Raw genomic sequence first — 25,443 nt, forward strand, 5'->3', positions numbered from 1 at the left:
GGAAAATCCTTATCCTTAGCCATGAATTTCCCTTTCTGCCTTGCCTCTTTCCGCCTAGTTGCGGGATACTTACTGTATGTGTCCTGAGATGTTACGCTTAGATTGACAGCAACAATGACAAAATTAATTATAAAACAATCACTTATTTTAGCTTCCGTGGCTTCAGGAAACGACGATGAAAAACACAAATGAACCAACGCTGTTTTGGCTAGATTACGAAACCTTCGGTGCTACGCCTTCTCTTGATCGTCCTTGCCAGTTCGCGGGGGTGCGTACGGATATGGACATGAACATCATCGGCGAACCGCTGGTGATTTACTGTAAGCCGCCGATGGATTACCTCCCTGCGCCTGAAGCGTGTTTGATCACAGGTATCACGCCGCAAAAAGCCCATCAGGAAGGCTTGTCTGAGCCTGAATTTATTGCCCGTATTCACGAAGAATTGTCGAAACCGAACACGTGTGTGATTGGCTACAACAACGTACGTTTCGATGATGAAGTCACGCGTTACACCCTGTACCGTAACTTCTTCGACCCGTATGCGTGGGCATGGCAGAACAACAACTCACGCTGGGATTTACTGGACATTATGCGTACCTGTTATGCCCTGCGTCCGGAAGGCATTAACTGGCCAAACAATGACGATGGCCTGCCAAGCTTCAAGCTAGAACTGCTTTCTGTGGCCAACGGCATTGAACACGCCAATGCGCACGATGCAATGGCCGATGTGTACGCCACCATAGAGCTGGCGAAGATTGTGAAAAACAATCAACCGAAACTGTTCAATTATTTCTTTGAGCTACGCCATAAGCGCAAGCTGCAAGAGCTGATTGATATTGTCGAGCTAACTCCGCTCATGCATGTTTCTGGCATGTTTGGCGTGGAGTGCGGCAACACCAGTTGGATTGTGCCGATGGCTTGGCACCCAGATAATAAGAACGCGGTGATCACGGTGAACTTGGCGATGGACCCGACCCCATTGCTGGAACTGAGTGCCGATGAACTGCGTGAGCGTCTGTACACCAAGCGCGCTGATCTGGCGCCTGACGAATTGCCTGTGCCGCTAAAACTGGTTCACCTGAACAAGTGTCCGGTATTGGCACCGGCGAAAACTTTGCGTGCGGAAGATGCAGCGCGTATCGGTATTGACCGTGAACTGTGCCTAAAGCACCTGCAAATACTGAAAGCGCACCCTGAAGTGCGTGAAAAACTGCTGGCCATTTACAGCCAAGAACGCGAGTACGCCGAAAACAACAATGTGGACACGCAGCTGTATTCTGGCTTCTTCTCGCCGGCTGATCGCTCAACGATGGACATTATTCGTCAAACCTCACCCGAGGAGTTGGCAAAATTTGAGCTGAATGTGGCAGACCCGCGTATCAAGCCATTGCTGTTCCGCTACCGTGCGCGCAACTTCCCGATGACGCTGGATTACAAAGAGCAGCAACAGTGGAAACACTACTGTCAGGATTTCTTTGAAGAGAACCTGCCGAACTACATGCAAAACCTCGAAGCATTGGGCCATGAGCACCAAAGCAGCGAGAAGAACATGAAAATCCTGAAAGCGGTGTATGACTACGTAGCGTCACTGGTCTAACATTTTAGGCTTTATCGTGTTACCTCTGCGAGCAACGCACTGCGGGTAAACAATAGAAAACTCGGCATATTTATACATCCCCTCACGCATTACATGCTGAGGGGATTTTTTATAAGACAATATCCTAACAATGACATTGCAGAACCCTGTTTGAACGATCACACTTTACGCTGTACGGAGCACAGACATTCAATGGTCCAAGGAAAGTCGTCGTAACAAAAAGTAGTCGTCATTCAAGTGGTATCTATGACAACGCAAACACTGACCCGCTGTTACCGTTTCACGACGGTCGATTTTGAGCCTGATCTCCGCTTACTGGTGTGGAAAGATCGTGACGACACGGCACTGACGGTGCATGAATCACGTTTGTTAGAAGTGCTGTGCTACTGCGCGGGGGAAGTGATCAGTGCGGAATCACTCTACGACAAAACCTTCGTGCAACTTGACCCCTACGAAGACGGTCACACTAATCACTATGATTTAAACACCATCTTCAAATCCCTCACCCGTAAATTGGAATACCACGGCGCGATGGGTATTCCCATTGAAGCGGTACCCCATTATGGCTTTCGCGTGCCGTTACCAGAAAAAGCCTGCCGTCGGATCCATGAAGAAAGCACGCCCCCAACAACGCCGCCAGACGATCCTTCGCCTGAACCTGACCCCTTATCATCGACCGAGCACATCGTAAAACACAGCCGTTTACATAAAGTGTCTGTCGCCCTGCTTGCCTTAGCCGGTCTTGCTATGATCTTTGCCTCAGATTAGCCCTCTGCGCCCTCCCCTTGCCCGTGAAACACGTTATGATCCCGTTCTAAGCCTGATAAATTTTCTGTGGCTTAGATCACGTTTATTTTGTATGATAAATAAAACTTCCTCAGACAGTTCCTGAAGGGCTCATGGCATATCTTCGCTCATTTTTAATCATTTTTGTGTGTCTCATGATCGGTAAAGGGATACAGCACTTCAGCGGCATCGCGATTCCCGGCAGCATTATCGGCATGCTCCTTTTGTTCCTTTCCCTCTCGATGGGATTGGTGCCTGCGCATTGGGCGATGCCCGGTTGCCACTTTCTGATCAGACACATGGCACTGTTGTTTGTGCCGGTCGGTGTGGGGTTAATGAATTACCTCGACTTGATTCAGAATAACAGCTTAACCATTTTACTCAGCACCATCGGCAGCAGCGTGGTGGTCTTTGTGGTGATCGGTATTGCAACGCATTATAAGGAACAACAATGATCTGGTTACTGGCTACCCTTGTTGTTTTCTACGGCGCGCGTTATCTCACCAAGTTCATTAAGCACCCGATTGTGAATCCACTGCTGATTTGCCTGTTGGTGCTCATCCCTTTGCTCATGTGGCTTAACGTGCCGTATGAAACCTATTTTGAGCAAAATAAGTGGATCAATGCCCTGTTGGAACCGGCGGTTGTGGCGCTGGCTTTTCCTTTGTATGAACAGCTGGGGCAAATTCGTCAGAAGTGGAAAGTGATCCTCACCACGTGCTTTATCGGCAGTATTTTATCGATGGTTACCGGTGCCGGCATTGCCCTGATGATGGGCGCAGATGCCCAGTTAACCGCCTCTATCCTGCCAAAATCGGTGACAACACCGATTGCGATGGCGGTGTCTGAACAAATTGGCGGCGTGCCATCGGTTGCGGCGATCATGGTAATTTTGGCGGGCTTGTTTGGCGCAGTATTTGGTTATCCCCTGTTTAAGCTGATTGGGGTACACGCGCCGATTGCAAAAGGCTTGACCATGGGAACGGTATCGCACGCACTGGGCACCGCAAAAGCGGCCGAAGAGAATCACCAAGAAGGTGCGTTCAGTTCGCTGGCATTGGTGATATGCGGGGTAATGACGTCCATTTTGGCACCGCTCGTATTCCCACTGATAATGAAGCTATTTTCATGAAAAATTTGCGATAACGTGCAAGTAATCGAATACATGGGTAAGTTATTGATTAAAATCGTTAATCTTTTTACAAACCGTGTGACTCGACTCCCAAACATGTAACAAGTGAAAGTATCAAGCACTTAGTGTGATCTGGATCACACACAATTATTATCACTCCGCCTACAATATTTCTCCATATACAAGACGGAGTGATAACTCATGCACACTAAAGTAAAGGATGCTTTAGGCGCTCTTCCGGCAGACCTTGCCGCTGCCATCAAGCCGGTGTTAGAAGCTGATAACTTTGATGCCACACTTAGCCCTGAAGCGTTCGCTGAACTCATGTCGAAGACGCAATTGTCAGACAGTGAGTTACGTGTTGCATTACTTCCCCTTGCTGCCGCCTATTCTGTTGCTCCTATTTCTCATTTCCACGTTGGTGCGATTGCCCGTGGCTTATCCGGTACTTTGTACTTTGGTGCCAACATGGAATTCGTTGGGACCGACTTGTCACACAGTGTCCACGCCGAGCAATCTGCCATTAGCCATGCATGGCTAAAAGGCGAAACAGGCATTCAGGACATCACCATTAACTACAGCCCATGTGGTCATTGCCGCCAGTTCATGAACGAACTGACCACGGCGAATGATTTGGTGGTACAACTGCCACAACGTGATGCGAAAACACTGCAAGCTTACTTGCCTGAGTCATTCGGCCCTGGCGACTTAAACATCACTGATGCGCTGTTAACACACGTTAATCATGGTATGACGTGTGATGATGCTGATGCGTTGCTACAGGCCGCGTGTGAAGCCGCTAACCACGCTCATGCGCCTTACACCCATAACTTTGCCGGTGTCGCACTGCGTACACAGTCAGGTGAGACGTTTGTAGGCATGTACGCAGAAAATGCCGCATTCAACCCAAGCCTGCCACCGTTGCAAGTGGCCCTGATCAACATGAACATGGCCGGTTATGATTTGTCTGAAGTAGCAGCGGCTGCATTGGTCGAAAAAGCCGGTAGCACCATCAGCCACCGCGCCAATACCGAACACGCATTGCACGCCTTAAACGCGGATATTCCTTTTCGTTATTTGGCAGTGTAATCATCAAAAAACCGCCTTAGGGCGGTTTTTTTGTGCCAAACCACCGCGTTGAATAGAAAAATGTTCCATCCCATTGGCGGCAGGAGTATGATTTTTGCGTTTATCACTTAACGAAATCACCCATTCATGTCACACCAACATCACCCGCTACAAGGGGCGAGCTGGATGCTTACGGCAGGGTTTGCGTTTGCCTTAGTTAATAGCTTGGCGCAATACCTCAGCATGTATATGCACCTTCCGTCCACGACCGTTGCCCTGATCCAATACTTTATTGCGTTAATCGCCATTTTTCCTTGGCTGCGATCTCTGGGTCTGCGTACTGCCCTGAAAACTAACCATTTTGGCATGCACTGTTTCCGCGTCTTTTTATCGGTGATCGGGATTCAGCTTTGGCTATGGGCGCTCGCTTATCCGGTACCGATTTGGCAAGGCATTGCCCTGCTGATGACATCACCGCTGTTCGCGACCATTGGCTCGGGCTTGCTGCTGAAAGAGAAAGTCGGCACCGCACGTTGGATTGCAACCCTGACCGGTTTCATTGGTGCCATGATCATCCTTGAACCGTGGGCAGATGGCTTTAACTGGGCCACATTACTCCCTGTAGGGGCGGCATTCTTCTGGGCAGGCTATTCGTTGATGGTGAAGAAGATGTCAGCGTATGATTCGCCGACCACCATGGTGGTGTACCTGCTTATTTTAATCACGCCGTTCAATATTTTCTTGGCATTACCTGACTTCACAATGCCGGCGACCCCGTTCACGTGGGGCTTGTTAGCCGCGGCGGGCTTGCTGACCGCGTTGGCACAATGGGCGATTGCCAAAGCCTATGCGGTGGCTGATGCGTCGTTTGTGCAGCCATTTGACCATGCCAAACTGCCACTGAACGTACTGGCGGGTTGGGTTGTCTTTGGCTGGGCGCCACCTGGGCGTTTATGGCTGGGGGCGGCGATCATTATTGGTTCTGTTGCCTTCATTACCCAATGGGAAAACAGAAAGCACGCCAAAGCAAAGGCCTAAGCCCTCGGGTCATGTCCAAACTGCCTGTTATATTATGAAAGCCGCTGTTGAGCGGCTTTTTCTTTACGTACCTAATCCTTCCCTGCCTTCCTCTCACATCCCTAGCCCAACGGTAAATAAACAGAATAAGGGGAAATGTCGATTTTCTCGCCATTCATGTTGCTTTCCTCGCCAATGAAATAGCAAACGATTGCGTGGCAACTAAAATCCTGTATGATCTGCTGCACTGTCAGCCTCAACCCAGTAAGGAATGTCAATGTTAGGATCAGCAACCCGCCCTCAGGCTACACGCGTATTACTTCTTGGCGCTGGTGAACTTGGTAAGGAAGTCGCCATTGAATGCCAACGTCTAGGACTTGAAGTCATTGCTGTTGACCGCTATGCCGATGCGCCGGCCATGCATGTGGCGCACCGTAGCCATGTGATTGATATGCTTGACGGTGACGCATTGAAGCAAATCATTGCCGCAGAGCAACCGCATTACGTGGTCCCTGAAATTGAAGCGATTGCAACTGACACGTTGGTGGCACTTGAAGCACAAGGTGTGAACGTGGTGCCAACGGCCAATGCGACGAAATTGACCATGAACCGTGAAGGCATTCGTCGCCTCGCGGCTGAAACATTAGCCATTCCTACGTCCCCTTACGCGTTCTCAGACCAATACGATGACTTTGTTGCCTCTGTCGAGCGCATCGGCACACCGTGCGTTGTGAAGCCGATTATGAGCTCTTCTGGCAAAGGCCAGAGTGTGATCAAAACACCGGCAGACATTGAAGGCGCTTGGCACTACGCCCAAGAAGGCGGTCGTGCAGGCGCAGGACGCGTGATTGTCGAAGGCTTTGTTGAGTTCGACTATGAAATTACCTTGCTCACCGTACGTGCCATCGACGGTGTGCATTTCTGTGCGCCAATTGGTCACCGTCAGGAAGGCGGTGACTACCGTGAGTCATGGCAGCCGCAGCAAATGTCAGACAACGCGCTGAAAGCCGCACAAGCCATGGCAGAGAAAGTGGTGAACGCACTGGGTGGCTACGGCTTGTTTGGCGTTGAGTTGTTCATTCGTGGCGATGAGGTGCTGTTTAGCGAAGTATCCCCTCGCCCGCATGACACTGGCATGGTGACACTGATCTCGCAAGAGTTATCCGAGTTTGCGCTGCACACTCGCGCATTCTTGGGTTTGCCTATCCACGCTATCACGCAGTATGGCCCGTCAGCGTCCGCGGTTATCCTTGGGCAGGGTGAATCACAAGATATCCGTTTTGATAACCTCAGCGTTGCGCTGGCGCGTCCTAACACGCAAGTGCGTTTGTTTGGTAAACCTGAAATCAATGGCGAACGCCGTTTAGGGGTGGCACTGACCCGCCGTGACAGCATTGACGATGCGGTGAAAGATGCGGTGGCAACCGCTGCCGACGTCAAAGTGATTTACTAAGCTTTTTTAGCTTCAAACAAACGAAAAAGGCGCCAATCACTGCATCAGTGACTGGCGCCTTTAAATATGTGGTTTCCGTGTACTAAACACGATCAATTAACCACAGTTCGCTAACGGCTATCAGTTAACCTCAATCAACCAAGCTTCTTCAGCGAAACGGGTCAAACCTTGCTGACGACGTGGATGGGTTTCATCTTTTTCATCGCGGGCTAAACGGCGGATCTGGCAATCGCTAAACAAGGCTTCCACTTCGGCTTGTGCCACGCTGAACGGAGGACCATCCATCTCGTGCTGCGGGTAATCAAGGGTGATCAAAAGAATACGGCCCCCCGCTTTCACCATCGACAGCAGCTTATCGGCATACTGGCGACGTAACGCCTCTGGCATTGCAATCAATGCGGCGCGATCGTACACCACATCCACAGGATCAATCTGTGTTGTGAAATAATCACCGCAGTAAATACCGATCTCATCGAAGTTGTACAGGGTTTGGCCGTTGCCTAACACCGTCACCATTGGCGTATAAAAATGCTCAGCAAAGAACGAACGTACCGCAATATCACTTAATTCGATACCGACTACATTGTCGTGTTTTTGTGCCAACCATGTTAAGTCCACAGACTTGCCGCACATCGGCACCAATACCACGTCTTCGCGTTTTGTATTCAGTTCCGGCCAATACTTCACCAGCATTGGGTTGGTTTCATCCAAATGAAAGCCAATGCGGTTTTGTGCCCAACGGCTATGCCAAAATTCTGCATCCATTTTCTGTTTTCTCTTTTTATGACTGACTGCACGCTTTATATCAAAGTTCGGTAATCATATAAACTGCCCATCGATAATGGCTAACAACTTGCGGTATTACGCACGAGAAGAGGAAAGAGAAAAAGGGGGAAAAACCGATGGAACAGGTAACAATAGAAAAGGACAAATGAAAGGACAAATGACAAGAAAAATAGACAGGCGAATGAGATAGGAAAAGTACGAGCATCAGCGGAGAGAGCCGACGATTGAGCAGGAATCGCGGATACAAAAAAGGATGCCGAAGCATCCTTTAGTGTTAACTGAGACTTGCACAGCAAACATCAGTTAAAAATCTGTTCTTCAATTTTTCTTTATGAGAGTCATTGAATAAACGATATTGGCTATTGAATTACGAAATTCGGAATAGCTTAATCGAGTCACGACGAACAGTGACACCACGGAAAGTTACAGGCTCAAGCAATGTCATCAACTGCTTAGAAACAAAAAACTTACCACCGTAGCTACGATCACCACCACGATTTACCCAATCTGCAAATTCATCTGCCAAGCTGAACATAGAGTTTCCAACAAGCAGAACCAACACTTTAGCGACTTCACTGTCATTCTGTTTATTAAACTCCGCATCGCGGACTTTCTTACGATATTCCTCGACGATTCTTTCTAGGCACTCAAATCTGCTCATATACACCACCATAAAAAAAGAGGAGCGGATACTACTGCTCAACACCGCTGAAATCAAGCGATAGCACAAGGATTCTTAATAGATTGGTGCGTTTTTTTCCTTCTTTTAACATGTAAGTACGCAATTATCATGAAAATCACGATTTAGGTCATATTTTTTGAGCAACTGTAGGTGTATTTTATATGCCACTTATTGAGCGAATAATCGGCTTCCACGCCCAAGAGGCAACCCAGTGACAGATGAAAAACAATGGCCGCCATTGCTTGGCGCACTGAATGTAGAATATCGCACCCTAAAAGCCATGGTGGTGATTTACTGCAAACAGCATCACCACACACCGGCCTTGTGTGACGATTGTCTGGATTTTCTCCACTATGCCCACACGCGATTAGATCGCTGTCCGTACGGAGAGAACAAGCCCACCTGTAAGCAGTGCCCCATTCATTGTTACAAAGCGGATTACAAAGCCAAGTCACAAACAATCATGCGCTATGCCGGCCCCAAAATGCTGATCCGCCATCCGGTGCTTGCTATTCGACACGTAATGGCCGGAAAGAAAGCCATCCCTGTGAAACCCGCAGCCGGGGCGTCCAATCGTCACAAACGCAAATACACAGAAAAATAGGCATCATAAAAAAGAAGATAAAAAAGGACGCTGCAATGCTTCATGATGAGCAGACAACGTCCCTTTTCTTGTTTTTTTGGGGCTAAGTTTGTTTAGATCGAGCTTCTTTGGATCGAGCTTCTTTGGTTCTCGTTTCTTTGAAATAGGGCACCGCAGCAATCACGCATTACCACGGTCAAAACACCCGATTAATTGCGGTAATAATCGACAATTTGCAGCGTCGCTGCTGGCGCTTCTGCTTCTAACGACACTTGGAATGCATTGTCGCTTAACATCTGTACGGATGATCCCATTTCCCCCGTTACGCTTACGCCTTCGATTTTTTCAAACGGTTTCACTTGGCTATAGTGCATATTGATTTGCAGATCGATATCTTCATTGGCCGATAAATCAAATTGGCAAATACCGGTTTCGCAATACACATCAAGTTGAGATTGGTGGTACTGAATACTTTCTACCCCTTTCACCGGGGTCGCCGTGATCTGCAATTTGTCACCACAGCCAGCCAATGTGAATAAAGCCAACCCGATTGCCAATGCTTTTACATGCTGTTTCACGCCTTTATCCTCTGACTTTAATAATTCTCGCTATTATGCCATATCTACAAAAACAAAAAACGCCAGTCAACACTGGCGTTTAAGATAACACAAAGGCATCTGCGATTTAGTGTTGCGGTGATGGCGTGCCCGCCTGCTCCGCTTTCTCAATCGCTTCCCCTTTTTGCACCAATGACGTGATCACTTTTGACAATGCCAAGGTCACAAACGCCATCACAACCGCCAATATGGCCAGGTTAAAGAAATAGCTCGCATACACATTTTCGATGATCTCTGGCGTCAGCGCTTGGCCTTTCGGTAACGCGATGCGGGTTGAGATGACCGCGGCTAAAATACCACTCAACGACAGCGCAACAGAACGCAAGCCGATAGAGAATGCCGACAAATAACGCGGTACCATTTCAAAAATGAATCCCGCCCCCAGCGCGCCCACAATCAATTCTGCCAATGACTGGAAGAAATGCACCCAGAGAATCCAGTTGGCTGAGATTTTACCGTCAACGCCCACAAAGTGGGTCGACAATCCCAGCAGAGAAAACGCTATGGCACTAAAGACAAAAGCTGCCGCGAATTTGGTTGGAATAGACGGTGAAAAGCCTTTCTTCTCAAGCCATGCATACGCATAAATTACCGGGCCACCCAACACAAAACACCATAACGGGTTAAACGCGGCATTCGATTCAGGACGGATAGGAATGAAACCGAACAGTTGATCGCCCATTAAATTAATGGCGTAAATGTTCATCGATGTCAGCATTTGACCGTAGTAAAAATAGAAGACAATCATGATGAAAATGGTGATCAACACACCACACATTTTGTACTTGTAAGCCGGTGTAGCTTGCGTAATTTCATAAATGAAATAACCAATGGCAGCAAAGCCTAAGGCATACAACAAGTATTTACCCGCATCCAAGTTAGAGAACACCCAGTACACCAAACCCAGCATGACCGCAGAACCCAGTACAAAGCCAATCCACACTGGCATACTGACGGGCTTTTTATCGAGATCATTACCGACTTCTATCAGCTGTTTTCTGAACAAAACAAACAGCACCAAGGTGATCGACATCAAACCAGAAGCAACATAGAAATTCCCTTCATACGCCAGGTAAGCCACCATGAAGGGGAAAAGGTATTTGGATGAAAACGAACCAAGGTTGTTCAATGAGTAGTTAATGGTTAAACCTTGCTGGAAGGCTTCGCGGTTGGTGGCTGAATACGAATTTCCCAACAATACTGTTGGACTGGTCGCTGACAGGCCTCGCGCATAACCGATCAATGCAATGGCAAAAATACTCAATGGCACATTCAAATCACTGGCGCCATAACCTAACAAGAAAAAGCCAAACGTATACACGGTGTAACCAATGTAGACCGCACGGAACGACCCTAAATACCGGTCAGCGAAGAATCCACCAACGGCTGAAAAGACAGGGCCTACCGCACCAAAGGCACCCATCATCATGATGGTGTCGGCCTCACTGTAGTTCAACTCATCTAAGAAAAACTTGGTTAGCAGCACATACGTGCCGTAAAACGCAGCCCCCCAGAGGAACTGACGAAAAATTAGCACGTTGGCTATAAATGGAAATCTAGAATTTGCACCTTGCATATTATACTCCTTCAATATTATGCACTGAAGAAGCTAGCATTTTGCCATTGAACATTTCATGATCAGATGCAATTAATCACATAATAGTCGCCCATTAAGAGAAGAATATTACTCTGCTGTGATCTCGCTGCAACTGACGATGAAACCCAATGAGTAGCGATTAGCGTGTATGACCTTTCTGCTGATTAACACGCCACTCGTCTTCCGTGATGCGGTACAAACAATGTCGCTTCACGGCGTCAGGATACGCCAATAGATTGGGGTGATCGAAATCCTCCTCGATGTTGATCATACCCAGCCTTGTCATGACGTCGCGTGAGGGCGCATTCGTCAACAGGGTAAACGCATACACACAAGGCTGCTGAAGGTGCTCAAAAGCGAACTCTAGTGCAGCACGTGCCGCTTCGGTGGCGTAACCGTTATGCCAATAGGCCTTATCCAATCGCCAGCCTATTTCGACCATCGGCGTATGGGGAATGGCGATGGTCGCATCTTGCCGGTGCAAACCAACAAAACCGATAAATGCCCCACTCTCCTTCAGTTCCACCGCCCAAAAACCCCATCCGCATTCAAGTAAGAACCCTTGAATGCGATCGGCCAACGCATGACTTTCATCTGTCGACAAGCAATGGGGAAAATAGCGCATCACGTCAGGGTCTGCCGTCATGGCGGCAAAATCTGGGTAGTCACTGGCTTGCCAACCGCGTAAACGTAAGCGCGCGGTTTCTAGTTCGATAATCGGTGATGCCATGATGCTTTTCTCCCTGTCTTTGTGACCTCTGCGTTACGTGCTTTTATCACGGTTTAGCGTGAAAGGCACCTGCGACCGCCTTCGTTTGCGGCACCTTACCGTATTCCGTCATTCCCCTTTCTCTCGCCGCCATGCTTTTTCAACTGACTTCATAAGCAAATTATGCGTCTTGCCGCTAAAATAATGACCTATGATTATGAAATATTACATTTTATGTAGAATTGATTGTGATGAAGTTCAAGTCACATTATTATCTTTCGAACTAAACATACCCCAACAGGATTTTAAATAATGAAAGGTATTCTCTCTATCCAGTCGCATGTTGTATATGGCCATGCTGGCAACAGTTCAGCCGTATTCCCTTTGCAACGTATGGGGTTTGAGGTGTGGCCTATTCATACCGTTCAGTTCTCCAACCACACGCAATACAAAGAAGGCTGGACGGGCCGTGCATTTCAAGCCACTGACATTACTGATTTAGTCTCGGGTATGGCCGCTATCGGGCAGTTGGAAAACTGTGAAGCGATCCTTAGCGGTTACCAAGGCAGTGCTGAACAATGCCTGGCGATTCAAGACAGCGTTATTCAAGTGAAAGCGGCGAACCCGAACGCATTGTATGTGTGTGATCCTGTGATGGGCGCACCCGACAAAGGCTGTATTGTGGCACCGGGTATTGCAGAGCACCTGATCAATACGCTGATGCCAATGGCTGACATCATTGTTCCTAACCAGTTTGAGCTGAGCCAATTTGCGGAGATGGAAATTCATTCTCTGGAAGATGCGGTGAAAGCGTGTCAAATCGCGCTGGCGAAAGGCCCTCAAATGGTATTGGTGAAGCACCTGCACAGTGTCTCTGATGAGATGTTCTCTATGATGCTGGCAACAAAAGAAGGCTGCTGGTTGGCGCAACGTCCTCACCTTGCGTTTGATAAACAACCTGTCGGTGTGGGCGATTTGATTTCTGCGCTATTCACGGGTCAGTACCTGGCACGTGGTAACGCTGTGGACGCTTTCGCACACTGTAACGATGCGTGTTACGCCATCCTTAAAGCCACCAGCGATCGTGGTGAGTGGGAGCTACAAACCATCGCAGCACAACAAGAAATCGTTGAACCAACAGAAAAGTTCACGCTGCAAGCGCTGTAATCTCTCAGCACGGCAAGCACTCCACACTGCAATCCAGCGTTAATATGACAAACGACACTGCGGTGTAAAAAAAAGCGAACAACGCAGGTTGTTCGCTTTTTTGTTTTCTCTCACCGCCGCCGATTCACCATTCGCCAGGCACGATTCAGGTGGTCGATGTTTACGACGTTACGCGTGTGCCTTGGCTTTCCCCTGACGCGGTATTAAACGTCAGTAACAAGGTTTCAAATTCCTCAGCCGGTACAGGCTTGCTGTAATAGTAACCCTGACCAAAATCACACCCCATCTTTTGCAAATGATTCCCCTGCCAATGGGTTTCTATCCCTTCGGCGACAACCGTGAGTTTCAATGCTTGCGCCATCGCAATGATCGCCGTGACCAGTTCTCTATTTGCCGCATTACTGTGAATGTCGAGCAAGAAGGATTTGTCAATTTTCAACCGATGAAACGGGAATTTCTGTAAATAGCTTAAGGCCGAGTAACCCGTCCCAAAATCATCAATGGTTAACTGAGTGCCTAAACTTTGCAGCTTTTCTAACAAGGCAATCACGGCTTTACTGTGGTCGAATAACAGGCTTTCTGTCACTTCGATTTCAAGCATATTGGCCGGTAAGCCTGACTTGGCTAACGCATGTTGAATTTGCTGGAAAATCTGATCACAGAAGCGAAATTGCACACTGGAAAAGTTAACCGCGATGACCAAGGGTTGAATGGATTGCCACTGTGCCGCTTGCTGACATGCTCGCAGCGTCACAAAATTCCCCAGCTTATGGATCAGGCCGTTTTGCTCTGCCAAAGGAATAAACTCTTCCGGTGATATCATGCCGTATTTTTTATCCTTCCAGCGCAGTAACGCCTCGGCAGCCACAATTTTATTGGTTTGCAGATCAATGATAGGCTGATAGTAAATGGCTAATTCACCTTTCACGATGGCCTGTCGCAAACGGCCATCGAGATCCAATTTACGCTGCAAATCAGTATTCATCGCTTCATGATAAAAGTGGTATGCGTTACGCCCATCTTGCTTCACACGATACATGGCGGTATCGGCCGTGGCCAACAACTGCTGAATATTCTGCCCATCTTCGGGATACACCGAGATACCAATACTGGTCGACATGAAAAATTCACGGTTATTCCAAATGAAAGGCTTTTCAAACAGCGCCAAAATGGTTGCGGCAAGATCCTTCGCCTTATCGACCTTAGCATCATCAATGACCAATAAGAACTCATCGCCACCTAAACGCACCAAAATATCTTTGTCATAGGTTGCCGCTTGCAAACGTTGGCTGCTCTGTTTAAGGATATAATCGCCGGCTAAATGCCCTAAACTGTCATTGATCTGCTTGAAATTATCCAAATCAATGAACATCACCAAAAACTGCGTGCCTTTGACTTTTGCACGATCAAGCAAGGCCTCTAACTGCTCATAGCCGTATTTACGGTTGGGTAACCCGGTCAAAGCATCATGTGTCGCTTGATAGGCGAGTTTTTGTTCCGATTCTTTCCGCTTTTCTATTTCTTTGACTAATCGTTTGTTCTGTTGAAATAACGTTTTTTTCTTTCGATTACTCTCATACACTTTAGTACGCAGAATAATATTCGAATTGTTTATTTTAAAGATATAGAGTAAACCGAAGAATACGGGCACCGCTAAAAATGAAATACCGGCAATAAACCATGCTGAGGTTAAAATGTCTTTCTCATTGATCGGATCAAACCAACTTTTCAAGGCGAACGGGGTATTTGCAATCGGTGTTTCAAAATAAATCTTATCGGATAACAAGGCATCCGGTTTATTTTGCTCTTCCGACTGCAATGAATCCCAAACAAAAATACCTTCGTTGTTTTCCACTAATTCAATGCGGCTACGACTGCCCTCATGTTCTTGCGTGGTAAGTTGACGAATGATGACATCTTTATTGATATCGACAATGAGGTACGCAACCGGCTTACCGCTGTAATAAACATTCTTGATCATTTCGATGTGCATGCCATCGGCTTTCTGCACCGTTCGCAGCATGAAGTCTCGGTCAGTGGTTGTCGTATAGCCATGGTTTACGACATCCCACTCCTGCCCATCATCACTGCCTGCAATCACTTTGCCATCGAAACCCAGCAATATAATCCGCTTATACACCGGAATACCGTGTACATCCGTATCGGCAGTGAGATCACTCAGTTCTTTATCGAGTTTAAACAAGCTGGCACCCAGCCCATATTGCATCGACATGCCAGAGGCTAAATTGGCGAAATACGTTTGCATGGACTTATTGCGGCTGAGATTCGCAATTTCATCATCCGTGACATAGAAAAAGTATTCGAGCATGGTCGCATAACTTTGTACTTTCAAGTTAAGCTCCCGCTGCTGGGATTCCATCAAGCGAGTTTGACCCAGATTAGTCACAGCCAAGATCAGGATTAAATAGGCTGCGAGTAATACGGATGCTAATATAATTAAACTGCTACTCGACAGCTTTTGTCTTTTCTTACTCATAACAAAACTTATCTATTTCCATTAAAATAGTCGCCATAGAAATAAAATACTGATGGGTAATATTTCTCCACCAAGCGATTAAAGGTGCCGTTATTTTTTATTTTTTTAAGGTAATCGTTAAAGGCATGACGTAATTCAGGGGAATCATTGCGAAAAGCGGCGGCCATGTATTGATCGTCGGACACGGGGCCAATCACTTTGATTTCGCCCGGCCACTTCTCAAGGGCAATTAAGGTATCAGCGACATCGAGTAAGGTCGTTTCTGCATCGTTGTTCAAGATGGCGGGAACCATCTCACTTAATTTTCGCGCATGCGCCGGAATAATGATATTCGCCTGCGTGGCATAGAGGTTATACAAGTTAGGATCCAGACATGAATGCTCCATCGCCAATACATCTCGCCCTTTCATGAGCGTTTTGACCATGCCAATATCATAGGCTTGGGAACCACTTGGGGTGATCGGCTGAAGATCGGAGTCACCGCGCGCAACCAACCAGACGGCAGATGGGAAATAATCATCCGAGAACGCAACCATCTCCTTACGCCAGTCCAGCACAGTGACGCCATTGGCAATAATGTCACCTTCTTGCGCCACTTCACGCCCCAGCACGATTTTATTGTCGGAGAAATTCGCCTCTTGGCCGGTTAACTTGCCAATAACGTTGCTCCACTCTGCGGGCACGTACTGATACTCTACGCCGATTTGCTCGGCAAACCCTTTGACAATATCAACATCTAAACCACTCAAGGTGTGCAAATTTTCTTTGTTGATATAGTTAATGAAATTCGCGTACGGCACACCAATATGACGCAGTACGCCCTCTTCTTTAATTTGCGCTAAATCACGAGCATGACTCAATCCACTGCTGAGGGCACCCAGCATGATCAATGACAACGTCAGGCCGTGTTTTACGTTTTTTATAAACATCTTCATTATTCAGCCATTGCCCATTTTTTCGCGACGCCAGCCCCACTGGCGTCGCTTACGCTTACTTCATTTGTTTATATAATGCGTGCATTGCGCGCACCAAGCCTTTCACATCGTCTTCATCATGGAAGAGATGCGTCGAAATTCTCAGCGCGTACGCTTTGTTGGTATCGTCTTTGTACAATTTGAAGTCTGTGGTACGAATAATGTAGCCGTAGTCTTCACGCAGACGATCCCGATACTCTGTCAATCGCTCACCATCATCCAACGCAAACGGGTTAAACGTGGTGATCGCACTGGCCAATTCGTCTTCTTCCGGAGAGAAGAAATAGGCATCTGGCATGGCTTTTCTTAAGCGCGACTGGCACAAGCGTTTTAACGCTAACACGCGATTTTCAATGCGTTTCCGACCAATATCATCCCACATTTTACAACTGTCTACCAATGCTTGCTTCGCTGGATAGTTGTCATTACCCACATATTGCAACGGTAATTGGGTGCCGGAATCGCTTGACGTTGCCAAAGAAGAATTAATAAACCAAAGTGGGGTGTCACGATCGCTCCAATAGTCCGCTAAACGCTGCGCGTTATCACGAACATACAGGATCCCCGTCGCCCCTGCCCCACACTGCCATTTATGGCCAGAACCGGCAAAAAAGTCGCAATCCATGTCATGCAAATCCACTGCGAGCATGCCAACAGTATGCGCACCGTCCACCAGCGTTGGCACGGCATAGGCTTTTGCTAACTCACACAGACGTTTTGCAGGCAAGGTCGTACCGGTTTTATAGGTAATATGCGAGAACGTAAGCAGGCGCACATTGCTGTGTGCATTCAGGGCATCACGGAAAGCGTCAACATAATCGTCGGCTGTCACTGACTCGGAACCGGTGTAAACAGGCAGTTGTACTTCAACAACCTCAACACCAAAACGTTCTTTAACGACCTGCAACGGCGACGTGGCGGCAATGTGTTCGTGATGGGTAGTCAGAATCACATCCCCTGGCTGGAAGTTCAGACCATTGATAATCGAACATAAGCCATCGGTGGTATTGCGGCTTAATGTCAATTCATACGGCTCGGCACCAAAGCCCGCCGCAATATCATTGATCATCTCCGTCATATGAGGCCATTCACCAAAGCGTCCGCCGAGATCCCACGGATCTTTTGCAATACGTTGGTTATTCTTGTTGTACGCTTTCAATACATGCTTAGGCATTGAACCTGTGGTACCCACATTCATGTAGGTCGTTCTTTTATCCAACACGAATTGATGTTGCACATCACGCCAGAAACGTTTGCTGTGCTTATCGTGCTGTAATGATTGCCAACTCTCACTCTCATCAGCTAGTGCCGTATGGCTAAATAGGCTGCTCCCCATACCCACGGCAGCAACACTTGCCGTACCTTGTAAAAAGCGACGACGGTTTACATTTTTAATCTCTGAATCATGATGACTCATTTATGACTCTCCTTGTTCTTTTTCATATTGTGAGAAACACCCAATATCGGCCGACAATAAAACACAAAATGTAACTAAATGTAAAATGGTAAGATTCATTTACTGGCTAAAATTATCGATACCGATAATGATATGTTTATCATTTAATCAATATTTTATAAAACACTCTCCGTCACCCTTTTCCAATTCTTTTGTTTCGCGCACAAAAAAAGCCCATCACTTTACGTCATGGACTTTTACTCACCTATTTCCCGTATCACGGAAAAGTACACGAAGATAATTGTTCAGGCACTACTTCTCGCGGCAAAACTCACTGAAAGCGGCCTCAGTATTTTCAAAATTTTCTTTCTTTGCCAATTCCCAAGGACGCTCACATTGATTAGTTTGTGCGCACCATTGATAGCCTGCAGACCCTTTACAACCATGCGCATCCGTATCGGCCCCCACTTTCACATCCTTTTGTGGGGCTTCACTGCAACCAAACAACAAGATGCCCCCCATCAGCATCATTACTGAACGTACTGCGTGATTTTTATTTACTGGTTTCATGTGTTACCTCTCTGATACACCATTATCATCATGTGCAAACAACAAATAATTGCTTATTTATTCAACACTTAGTCGACCATCTCGCGTAAAAGTGTGACAAATGTATCAATTTTGCCGTCTTGCGATTGCTGTTATACAAGCATCGCTATTATTATCTATTTCGTCCAGTAGGCATGCTGAATAAAAAAGAAAACAAATGCGGATATCGTATAATGGTATTACCTTAGCTTCCCAAGCTAATGACACGGGTTCGATTCCCGTTATCCGCTCCAATCATTTCCCCGCTACTTTTCTTTTTCCAACGCTCTCTTTTTTCTCTCTTATCTTTAGATAATTTACATCTCTCGCTATTTGCTTTACTTTCGTTTTATCGTCTCTATTGCGCGAATAAAAGGATTGTTATGCCAACTACACGCCCTTTACTCTATTCTTTACGTCGTTGTCCCTATTGTGTCAGGGCGCGCATCGGTTTATTGCTTGCTCAACAGTCTGTCACACTACGTGAAGTCAAATTAAAAAATAAGCCCGCAGCCATGATGGGTATTTCGACACTAGGCACAGTACCGATTTTACAGTTACCCACCGGCGAGATAATGGAAGAAAGTCTCGATATCATGCTTTGGGCATTACGCCGGAACGATCCGCATGATGTGTTGCAGGACAAGCATCCAGACGCCTTACCCGCCATGCAACAGCTTATTGACGACTTCGATACCCAGTTTATTCCCCGCCTAGAAGCTTTTAAACATTCCGCTCGCTATCACACGGCGTCTGAACACACAGACCGTGCAGCATGCCTCCCGTTTATTGAGCAACTTGAACAACGTTTACAAGCATCATCCTATTTAATGGGAAACCATCCCACGTTGACTGATTTTGCGCTTTTGCCGTTTATTCGCCAATTCTCACGGGTTGATAAGCCGTGGTATCGGGCGATGGCATGGAAAAACCTGCAACGCTGGCTCAGCGACCTGTATCAACATCCAGCTTATGGTGAGGCGATGAAGGTTTTCCCTGTTTGGCAAGAGGGTCAGCCAGACAGGCCATTCCCCTCTTAACAGGCAAGATGCCGCCCGTTTTCCATCCACATATCGGATTATTCCGGCTGCATCATCTCCATGATTGGCCGCCACATTTCGTCCAATTCTTCGTCAGAGGGTAACGCTGACTGTTCAATGGTGCGTACCACTTTACAAGGACTCCCCACCGCAATGGTATCGGCCGGAATGTCTTTCGTGACGACACTGCCCGCCCCAATAATGGCACGATCACCAATAGTGACCCCATCAAGTATGACTGCACCAGCACCAATCCAGACATTGTCGCCAATCACAATGGGGTTTGCGGCGGCAATCGGTAGCACACGTTCAGCCAAGGTCACAGGATGCCCAGCCGTACTGATCACCACATTGGGACCAATAAGCACGCGTTCGCCGATTGTCACAGGGGCGAGATCTAAAATTTTCACACCGGCATTTAAGAACCCACCCAACTTGAAATGGATGTTTCTCCCCATATCACAGTAAAACGGCGGAATAATGTGCGCGCCATTGTGGCTGCCCAATAATGCGGTTAATAATTTGGCTTGTCCGGGATAATCCGACGGGCGAAGTTGATTAAAATCGTACAGAATCTCTTTCACTGCGGCTTGTTCAGCAAACAATGCAGGAGTAATAGGAACATGAAGGGAGTAATCAGATAGATGCTGGCTCATTGATAATAATCTCACACGCAAAAGGTGCTTGGAATCGTATTACAATCAATGAGATATAAGTATAGCTTCACACGAAAAACGTGCAGTCACTATAAGAAAATGTGCGCAACAATACAGCGATGGCGTTTACAAGGCGCTAATCGCAAAGCCCAGTGTTGCGCCAATCACAATCAAGCCTATCTGCACAATCACATTGGTAAACGCAAGCATAAAGCCCACGATGGTGTTCACACTGAACACAAGCGTAAAAATCACACCGCTGATCAATATCGCGGCAAAAGAGGCTAAGAAAAAATCACCAATATAATACGCAGATACCGCAGACACCCCAAGTGACACTGTCACGGCAAAGAGACTTTTTATCACGCTCGGAATGGCAATATCGAGAATACGCGCGGCAACCTTAATCGAAATAACGGAGAAAACCAACACACCGGCAATCAGTACCCCCCACTTCATATCAATTACATTTAGCATCAAAAATACACCACTAAACATCGTCTAAATGAATAATATTTCGATGATAAAACATAATAATCAGATGAATAATAGGCACTTTTTTTCCCATCTTCATTCTGCGATCAAGTCGCGCACATTGATGCAAGCCATGTAACTGAGCCCCCTAACATTTGTAAGCTTGGGCGTTTATGTCATTTACGTAAATAAACAAACAACCTTACGCTCAATGGACGATCATCCCTATTGACGCCAGATAACAACACCTCACACCACGATCATCAGTGATCAAAACAGATCCCATAATCAAGCGGCCTTTTCTCGCTGAATCAGTCCGTATTTACGCATGCAGAGGGTATTTTCTCTGATGATGTCTTTGGCTTGCTCGATCATCTTGGCAACAGCTGCCGCATTGTTATCGGGATCGTCTTGGTAGGCTTTCACTGCGCGGGTCACGAGTTGTTTTGACTCCGCCCGCTTGGCATCATACTGACATGTGTTTTTAATGATTTTCAGCGATCGCTCACTGGCGACGTTTCCTGATGGGGCTATCCACTCGTATTCTTTTTTTTCGGGTTCTTGTGTACTTGAACAACCCGACAAAAAGATAATGACGGCTAACGCCAAAGAACGCTTCATGATGGATGACCCCGATCGTTTTATGGATTCAATACTGTCGCTGTAGCGTGTCAGTATCTATAACGCCGTTGTTATACGCAATCCTGTGATCGTCGAAGTGTAAGCTTGCTCGAAAGCCCACTGCATACATTGCAAAGAGACAGCAACTACCGACTCAATACCCGAATAGAGCTGACGGTATTATCAAACGCTGCCGCATTGCCTTTTCCGCCATTGCGGGTATAAAACGCGCCAGTGTACTGTTTACCTTCGTAAAAACGCACCGTCCAATGGGCGGGAATGAAATACGACGACATCGCGTCATTAAAATGGAAATCCGCTAAATCGGGTTCATCATGGGTGATCACCACCGCTTTACCCCGCTGATGAGGGCCGCTATAAATCACGACGTGATTCGGTTCATTGGGTTCGTCATCGAACAGCAAGGTGCTGGTGATGCATTTCGCTTCACGCGAACGACAAAAAATGCTGTCTTCACCCTGTGATTGCTCGCATCGACGCTTCACTTTATAACGCGCCATATCTTCACTGATCCCAACATCGGCAAACACCTCCTGGAAGGGCTGCAAGGTGCACACATACACCTTACCCTGAGATGATGGATACGGCTTGCTGGGATAGTGTTTTGTGTTCGCTTGCGCTACCACCGTCATACTCAAGATCGCGATTAACAGTATCCATTTGTTCATGACACACCCTCATTTTCTCATGATGAAAAGCAGGCAACCCTCTCTTGTGATAGAGAGCGACCGCCTGCTTTCTCTTTTAACGGGTTACAAAATGCCAGACATCACCCGTGGTGACTTGGCCGTCTCGCACCCCATCCACTCGCCAGAAGTAGGATGTATTCGGCTGCAGTTCTGACACGGTATAAGTACCGTTCGTCTCGTTCACCGCCTGCAATGTGGATGGTGACGATCCAAAGTAAACACGATATCCCCATTCAGGGCTCTGTTTAAACATCAGATCCAACGTCAATTCCACCTTTGTGGCATCATTAAACGGAACGGGATTCATCGCTTTATCACCATGATGACCGGGGATCCAAGGTGCTACGTCGCTATCTTCGTAAGCGCCGATATCCGGCGCACTGCCTAAATAGGTGATCGTGCTCAAGCGACTATCCGTCGTGCCGGCATCAATAATGCTGGCGTCAGCTTTCGGTCTGAAATCCCCCCAATGTGCCCCACGTAACTGACCGAGGATATCCCCTTCTTTGCGGGTCATGTTACTGACCACCGCACCAGGGACAGTTAACTGTTCAGGCGTGCCCGATTTGCGACCTTGCAAACTGCCAACAAGGTTGTTCAAGGTTTCTGAGTTAACATTCAGGCCACCCGCATCTTCTTTATTGAAGATAACCAGATCCGTGACTTCACTATCAAACATCAGGTTATTAAACGTGGCTTGGTGATCACCTTTAATGATAGAAAAATTGGTGTTCCATACGACGTTATGATGTACGACACCTTCACGACCAACTTTCGACGCGCCTTCCACACCATCAAATCGGATACCGGCTTTCGGTGTATCATGTACCCAGTTATACGCAATTTCAGTGCCCGCCTGTTGCTCGACGCCCACATTAATTGCTGCGCCATCGTGTTGCAGTAAACTGGTGTTAAACACATGATTACCAATCACTTTCGACGCTGACCCAACACGTACCCCTTCAGAATTACCCGCGGTATGGAACGTATTATTGGTGAAACTGATATCACGACTTTGTGAGGCCATGTTCAATGAACCTTCACCCCCCGTGCCAAGGTTGGAATAATCAATATCATGGATTAGGTTGTTATCAACCGTATCCCCAACCTCTTTGATCATTTCAAAGGCAGGGCCATCCGTGTACGCCAGATAACTGTCTTTAATTGTGTTATCAGTCGTTTTCAGTGTTTTGCTATTATTAATGAACTTGATCGTTTGCGGACGAGTCAGATCCCCCAGCATACGTTGTGAATAGGCATAATACTGGGCATCAATATCTTCAAAGGTGATCCCTTGTGAACTAATGACAGTAAAAGCCGTGCCGAAAAAATCGAGATCTTTGATCAATACATGGCTGGCATTGCGCACGGTTAAGCCATAGGTTTGCGTTTTACCTCGTACGGTAAGGTAATTTGGATCTTTCCCTTCTGGTGCCCACAAATACACGGTCCGGGTTTGCTTATCAAAGAACCATTCATTTTCACTGTCGAGCAGTTCCAATTTACCTTCAAGGTAGTAATGGCCTTCTTCATACTTGGTATTCTTGGTTTCCCAGAAATTCCCTTTGCCCAGCATGTTATCTGCCGCATTTTTCATTGCCGTACCAGAACCCGAAAAGTCTTTACTATAAGTAAACGTATCGGAGCCTGGTGTGTGCGATTCCACGACTTGTGCCCAGTTGAGCCACGAGCCGATATTCATGATAGCAATGGCTCCTGTGGCGTCGATGCCTGAATCCGCCAACGACTGGACATTTATCCCTTCGGGCAGCGGTTCATACTGATTACCGCTGTTGCTCACCACGATATTTTCATAAGGCCGCTCATCAACCATGGTTCCGAAACGACTTTCTGGCGCTTGATGACGCCACGTCTTTTTCATGTTCCATAATGAACCGTCATGCAGTTGGGCATTCGGCCAACGTGCAGACATCACCATTTCATCGTCAATGAACAACTGCCACACTGGGCTGCGTACTGTCGTTTTGTAGATATTACCGTGATGGACAGTCCATGGCGTATCAATGACAACGGTGCCATCAAAAGTCGCGTTGTTCCCTTGAATAACAATCGGCGCGTCGGCACTGCCGTTGGCCTTGTCTATCACCTGTGCAGTACGATAGCGCCCTTCACCCAGTTCAATCACATCCCCTGCTTTCGCCAGACTCAAGGCTTTCTTCAATGACGCAAAGGGCGCTGCTTGTGTACCGTTGTTGCTGTCTTTTCCGTCTGGGCTGACAAAATAACTCACTTCGCTTGCACAAGCGTCTAATGATGGCGCAGTGGACCCATCAGGGCACGTCACAGGTGGCACTGGACATTCTTCCAGTGAGGGTGCGGTAGAACCATCTTCACAAATCACTGGCTCATTCGGACATTCTTCTAACGATGGGGCGGTAGAACCGTCTTCACAAACCACTGGCTCATTCGGGCACTCATCCAACGATGGTGCGGTTGAACCATCAGGACAAATCACAGGATCAACAGGACCAGTTGGGCAACTTACTTCCGCCCAGAACCACGAATGCGCTTTAGGTGTTTCCCATGGGCCAGGATTATTCTTTGCAACAAAACACTGGTTGTTTAAGCCAACAATATCGCCATTTTTCACCTGTGTTTTACCCGCTACCCATGGGATCACATCGCCGGCCTCTGGATCCGGGTCGGGATCTGGGTCAGGATCCGGTGTTGGGCCAGGGGCCTCATCACAGGTTGTCGCAGACCAAAACCATGTCGATGACGCTGAAGGCGTCTCCCACTTTCCCGGATTATTTTGTGCGGTATAGCAAGCATTCTTATAGATGACAACATCGCCATTTTCTACGCTTGTTTGACCCGGAACCCAACTGATCGGTACCGTGCTAGCCAATGCACCAGCACTCCATAAGGATAACGCTAAGGCAATAAGGGTGGGTTGTGTTTTCATAAAATCTTTTCTCATCATATTCACGTCATGTCTGGAAAAGTGGTAATAACAAAAGAACGCGATCAGCTCACTATGCCAAACAAAAGACGCCGAATTTTACCCTCACCACTTTGTAGTATCTCCTCGCGCTTCCTTTTTTTGGCTCAACCTCTCACTGCGTTTTCACCTTTTCCTTTCGTTTATATTGCTTCTGCCGATCTTCACGACAGAGGATGGTTGTCACTCATCCATTGCTGATAATTTAAGCAATGGCAGTATATCGCTATCGTTCTTACCCGTATTAGCTGTTTACCCCATCCCTAAGGTTGAACACTCGAGTTTGAAGTTGATTCACAAAACCGCATGTACGCATCTCGTATTAGCGTGA

24 protein-coding genes and 1 tRNA gene are annotated in these 25,443 nt (G+C 47.3%); 11 read left to right on the plus strand and 14 right to left on the minus strand.

The genetic code is table 11. From position 1 onward, the window contains the following. Positions 1 to 175 precede the first annotated feature (175 nt). The 7 genes from sbcB to purT all read left to right on the plus strand — a co-directional run bounded on the left by sbcB (position 176) and on the right by purT (position 7,053). Positions 176 to 1,597 carry an exodeoxyribonuclease I gene (gene sbcB, locus ACSF8W_RS10905; protein WP_500847364.1) on the plus strand — a complete coding sequence of 474 codons (1,422 nt, stop codon included), beginning with the start codon at positions 176 to 178 and terminating at the stop codon, positions 1,595 to 1,597. A gap of 246 nt (positions 1,598 to 1,843) precedes the next feature. After that, positions 1,844 to 2,365: a winged helix-turn-helix domain-containing protein gene (locus ACSF8W_RS10910; protein WP_500847365.1), complete on the plus strand. Its 522-nt coding sequence runs from the start codon at positions 1,844 to 1,846 to the stop codon at positions 2,363 to 2,365. 131 nt (positions 2,366 to 2,496) lie between these two features. Next, positions 2,497 to 2,838: a CidA/LrgA family protein gene (locus tag ACSF8W_RS10915; RefSeq protein WP_500847366.1), complete on the plus strand. Its 342-nt coding sequence runs from the start codon at positions 2,497 to 2,499 to the stop codon at positions 2,836 to 2,838. Beyond that, positions 2,835 to 3,515: a CidB/LrgB family autolysis modulator gene (locus ACSF8W_RS10920; protein WP_428477521.1), complete on the plus strand. Its 681-nt coding sequence runs from the start codon at positions 2,835 to 2,837 to the stop codon at positions 3,513 to 3,515. Before ACSF8W_RS10915 ends, ACSF8W_RS10920 begins: the two co-directional genes overlap by 4 nt. A 201-nt stretch (positions 3,516 to 3,716) precedes the next feature. Next, positions 3,717 to 4,604, plus strand: a complete 888-nt coding sequence (cdd, locus tag ACSF8W_RS10925) for a cytidine deaminase (protein ID WP_500847367.1) — start codon at positions 3,717 to 3,719, stop codon at positions 4,602 to 4,604. A gap of 126 nt (positions 4,605 to 4,730) precedes the next feature. Continuing rightward, entirely contained in the window at positions 4,731 to 5,621 is an 891-nt protein-coding gene (locus tag ACSF8W_RS10930; protein ID WP_500847368.1) for a DMT family transporter, read from the plus strand. Between the two features lie 256 nt (positions 5,622 to 5,877). Next, positions 5,878 to 7,053 (plus strand): formate-dependent phosphoribosylglycinamide formyltransferase, encoded by a 1,176-nt coding sequence (gene purT, locus ACSF8W_RS10935; RefSeq protein ID WP_500847369.1) that lies wholly within the window; start codon positions 5,878 to 5,880, stop codon positions 7,051 to 7,053. A 120-nt stretch (positions 7,054 to 7,173) separates the two neighbouring features. On the opposite strand, the gene ACSF8W_RS10940 is transcribed toward purT, so the two are convergent. Then, positions 7,174 to 7,818, minus strand: a complete 645-nt coding sequence (locus ACSF8W_RS10940; protein ID WP_500847370.1) for a thiopurine S-methyltransferase — start codon at positions 7,816 to 7,818, stop codon at positions 7,174 to 7,176. A 388-nt stretch (positions 7,819 to 8,206) separates the two neighbouring features. Beyond that, the gene (locus tag ACSF8W_RS10945; protein WP_039461086.1) at positions 8,207 to 8,500 is read right to left on the minus strand and encodes a hypothetical protein; all 294 of its coding nucleotides are present in this window, start codon (positions 8,498 to 8,500) and stop codon (positions 8,207 to 8,209) included. 232 nt (positions 8,501 to 8,732) lie between these two features. Between ACSF8W_RS10945 and ACSF8W_RS10950 the strand changes: the two genes are divergently transcribed. After that, entirely contained in the window at positions 8,733 to 9,125 is a 393-nt protein-coding gene (locus ACSF8W_RS10950; protein WP_500847371.1) for a nitrous oxide-stimulated promoter family protein, read from the plus strand. 188 nt (positions 9,126 to 9,313) lie between these two features. Here ACSF8W_RS10950 and ACSF8W_RS10955 read toward each other — a convergent pair whose 3' ends face one another. From ACSF8W_RS10955 to ACSF8W_RS10965, 3 genes are all read right to left on the minus strand, one after another. Next, on the minus strand, positions 9,314 to 9,682 hold the full coding sequence (locus ACSF8W_RS10955; protein ID WP_500847372.1) for a spore gernimation protein: 369 nt from the start codon (positions 9,680 to 9,682) through the stop codon (positions 9,314 to 9,316). A 106-nt stretch (positions 9,683 to 9,788) separates the two neighbouring features. Further along, positions 9,789 to 11,297: a peptide MFS transporter gene (locus ACSF8W_RS10960; protein ID WP_500847373.1), complete on the minus strand. Its 1,509-nt coding sequence runs from the start codon at positions 11,295 to 11,297 to the stop codon at positions 9,789 to 9,791. 160 nt (positions 11,298 to 11,457) lie between these two features. Further along, positions 11,458 to 12,048 carry a GNAT family N-acetyltransferase gene (locus tag ACSF8W_RS10965; RefSeq protein ID WP_500847374.1) on the minus strand — a complete coding sequence of 197 codons (591 nt, stop codon included), beginning with the start codon at positions 12,046 to 12,048 and terminating at the stop codon, positions 11,458 to 11,460. A 291-nt stretch (positions 12,049 to 12,339) separates the two neighbouring features. On the opposite strand from ACSF8W_RS10965, the gene pdxY reads away from it, so the two are divergent. Beyond that, complete coding sequence (pdxY, locus tag ACSF8W_RS10970) at positions 12,340 to 13,194, plus strand: pyridoxal kinase PdxY (protein ID WP_500847375.1); 855 nt, start codon at positions 12,340 to 12,342, stop codon at positions 13,192 to 13,194. A 160-nt stretch (positions 13,195 to 13,354) separates the two neighbouring features. Here pdxY and ACSF8W_RS10975 read toward each other — a convergent pair whose 3' ends face one another. The 4 genes from ACSF8W_RS10975 to ACSF8W_RS10990 all read right to left on the minus strand — a co-directional run bounded on the left by ACSF8W_RS10975 (position 13,355) and on the right by ACSF8W_RS10990 (position 18,631). After that, complete coding sequence (locus ACSF8W_RS10975) at positions 13,355 to 15,691, minus strand: putative bifunctional diguanylate cyclase/phosphodiesterase (RefSeq protein ID WP_500847376.1); 2,337 nt, start codon at positions 15,689 to 15,691, stop codon at positions 13,355 to 13,357. 8 nt (positions 15,692 to 15,699) lie between these two features. Further along, a complete protein-coding gene (locus tag ACSF8W_RS10980; protein WP_500847552.1) occupies positions 15,700 to 16,620 on the minus strand; it encodes a transporter substrate-binding domain-containing protein in 921 nt (306 codons plus the stop codon). A gap of 61 nt (positions 16,621 to 16,681) precedes the next feature. Beyond that, positions 16,682 to 18,082: an aminotransferase class V-fold PLP-dependent enzyme gene (locus tag ACSF8W_RS10985; RefSeq protein WP_500847377.1), complete on the minus strand. Its 1,401-nt coding sequence runs from the start codon at positions 18,080 to 18,082 to the stop codon at positions 16,682 to 16,684. Between the two features lie 291 nt (positions 18,083 to 18,373). Continuing rightward, positions 18,374 to 18,631: a serine protease gene (locus ACSF8W_RS10990; protein ID WP_500847378.1), complete on the minus strand. Its 258-nt coding sequence runs from the start codon at positions 18,629 to 18,631 to the stop codon at positions 18,374 to 18,376. A gap of 198 nt (positions 18,632 to 18,829) precedes the next feature. On the opposite strand from ACSF8W_RS10990, the gene ACSF8W_RS10995 reads away from it, so the two are divergent. Then, a tRNA-Gly gene (locus tag ACSF8W_RS10995) sits at positions 18,830 to 18,903 on the plus strand. 129 nt (positions 18,904 to 19,032) lie between these two features. Beyond that, positions 19,033 to 19,689 (plus strand): glutathione S-transferase, encoded by a 657-nt coding sequence (locus ACSF8W_RS11000; protein WP_500847379.1) that lies wholly within the window; start codon positions 19,033 to 19,035, stop codon positions 19,687 to 19,689. A gap of 38 nt (positions 19,690 to 19,727) precedes the next feature. Here ACSF8W_RS11000 and ACSF8W_RS11005 read toward each other — a convergent pair whose 3' ends face one another. The 5 genes from ACSF8W_RS11005 to ACSF8W_RS11025 all read right to left on the minus strand — a co-directional run bounded on the left by ACSF8W_RS11005 (position 19,728) and on the right by ACSF8W_RS11025 (position 25,076). Then, a complete protein-coding gene (locus ACSF8W_RS11005) occupies positions 19,728 to 20,345 on the minus strand; it encodes a sugar O-acetyltransferase (protein WP_500847380.1) in 618 nt (205 codons plus the stop codon). A 126-nt stretch (positions 20,346 to 20,471) separates the two neighbouring features. Then, complete coding sequence (locus ACSF8W_RS11010) at positions 20,472 to 20,822, minus strand: hypothetical protein (RefSeq protein ID WP_500847381.1); 351 nt, start codon at positions 20,820 to 20,822, stop codon at positions 20,472 to 20,474. A 285-nt stretch (positions 20,823 to 21,107) separates the two neighbouring features. Continuing rightward, positions 21,108 to 21,440 carry a hypothetical protein gene (locus ACSF8W_RS11015; RefSeq protein ID WP_500847382.1) on the minus strand — a complete coding sequence of 111 codons (333 nt, stop codon included), beginning with the start codon at positions 21,438 to 21,440 and terminating at the stop codon, positions 21,108 to 21,110. 146 nt (positions 21,441 to 21,586) lie between these two features. Then, complete coding sequence (locus tag ACSF8W_RS11020; RefSeq protein ID WP_500847383.1) at positions 21,587 to 22,129, minus strand: beta/gamma crystallin-related protein; 543 nt, start codon at positions 22,127 to 22,129, stop codon at positions 21,587 to 21,589. Between the two features lie 76 nt (positions 22,130 to 22,205). Then, positions 22,206 to 25,076, minus strand: coding sequence for a right-handed parallel beta-helix repeat-containing protein (locus tag ACSF8W_RS11025; protein WP_500847384.1), 2,871 nt, complete (start codon positions 25,074 to 25,076; stop codon positions 22,206 to 22,208). Between the last annotated feature and the right edge of the window lie 367 nt (positions 25,077 to 25,443).

It is taken from the genome of Photobacterium sp. 270122K (assembly GCF_059941365.1).

Bases quoted from the DNA above. Each gene is read 5' to 3' on its own strand.
- ACSF8W_RS11025 (WP_500847384.1), bottom strand. From the start codon at position 25,076: ATGAAAACACAACCCACCCTTATTGCCTTAGCGTTATCCTTATGGAGT.
- ACSF8W_RS11015 (WP_500847382.1), bottom strand. From the start codon at position 21,440: ATGAAGCGTTCTTTGGCGTTAGCCGTCATTATCTTTTTGTCGGGTTGT.
- ACSF8W_RS11020 (WP_500847383.1), bottom strand. From the start codon at position 22,129: ATGAACAAATGGATACTGTTAATCGCGATCTTGAGTATGACGGTGGTA.
- sbcB (WP_500847364.1), top strand. From the start codon at position 176: ATGAAAAACACAAATGAACCAACGCTGTTTTGGCTAGATTACGAAACC.
- ACSF8W_RS10985 (WP_500847377.1), bottom strand. From the start codon at position 18,082: ATGAGTCATCATGATTCAGAGATTAAAAATGTAAACCGTCGTCGCTTT.
- ACSF8W_RS10945 (WP_039461086.1), bottom strand. From the start codon at position 8,500: ATGAGCAGATTTGAGTGCCTAGAAAGAATCGTCGAGGAATATCGTAAG.
- ACSF8W_RS10930 (WP_500847368.1), top strand. From the start codon at position 4,731: ATGTCACACCAACATCACCCGCTACAAGGGGCGAGCTGGATGCTTACG.
- ACSF8W_RS10920 (WP_428477521.1), top strand. From the start codon at position 2,835: ATGATCTGGTTACTGGCTACCCTTGTTGTTTTCTACGGCGCGCGTTAT.
- ACSF8W_RS10975 (WP_500847376.1), bottom strand. From the start codon at position 15,691: ATGAGTAAGAAAAGACAAAAGCTGTCGAGTAGCAGTTTAATTATATTA.
- ACSF8W_RS10960 (WP_500847373.1), bottom strand. From the start codon at position 11,297: ATGCAAGGTGCAAATTCTAGATTTCCATTTATAGCCAACGTGCTAATT.
- cdd (WP_500847367.1), top strand. From the start codon at position 3,717: ATGCACACTAAAGTAAAGGATGCTTTAGGCGCTCTTCCGGCAGACCTT.
- ACSF8W_RS11000 (WP_500847379.1), top strand. From the start codon at position 19,033: ATGCCAACTACACGCCCTTTACTCTATTCTTTACGTCGTTGTCCCTAT.
- ACSF8W_RS10910 (WP_500847365.1), top strand. From the start codon at position 1,844: ATGACAACGCAAACACTGACCCGCTGTTACCGTTTCACGACGGTCGAT.
- ACSF8W_RS10915 (WP_500847366.1), top strand. From the start codon at position 2,497: ATGGCATATCTTCGCTCATTTTTAATCATTTTTGTGTGTCTCATGATC.
- ACSF8W_RS11010 (WP_500847381.1), bottom strand. From the start codon at position 20,822: ATGCTAAATGTAATTGATATGAAGTGGGGGGTACTGATTGCCGGTGTG.
- ACSF8W_RS10965 (WP_500847374.1), bottom strand. From the start codon at position 12,048: ATGGCATCACCGATTATCGAACTAGAAACCGCGCGCTTACGTTTACGC.
- ACSF8W_RS10940 (WP_500847370.1), bottom strand. From the start codon at position 7,818: ATGGATGCAGAATTTTGGCATAGCCGTTGGGCACAAAACCGCATTGGC.
- pdxY (WP_500847375.1), top strand. From the start codon at position 12,340: ATGAAAGGTATTCTCTCTATCCAGTCGCATGTTGTATATGGCCATGCT.
- ACSF8W_RS10990 (WP_500847378.1), bottom strand. From the start codon at position 18,631: ATGAAACCAGTAAATAAAAATCACGCAGTACGTTCAGTAATGATGCTG.
- ACSF8W_RS10980 (WP_500847552.1), bottom strand. From the start codon at position 16,620: ATGTTTATAAAAAACGTAAAACACGGCCTGACGTTGTCATTGATCATG.
- purT (WP_500847369.1), top strand. From the start codon at position 5,878: ATGTTAGGATCAGCAACCCGCCCTCAGGCTACACGCGTATTACTTCTT.
- ACSF8W_RS11005 (WP_500847380.1), bottom strand. From the start codon at position 20,345: ATGAGCCAGCATCTATCTGATTACTCCCTTCATGTTCCTATTACTCCT.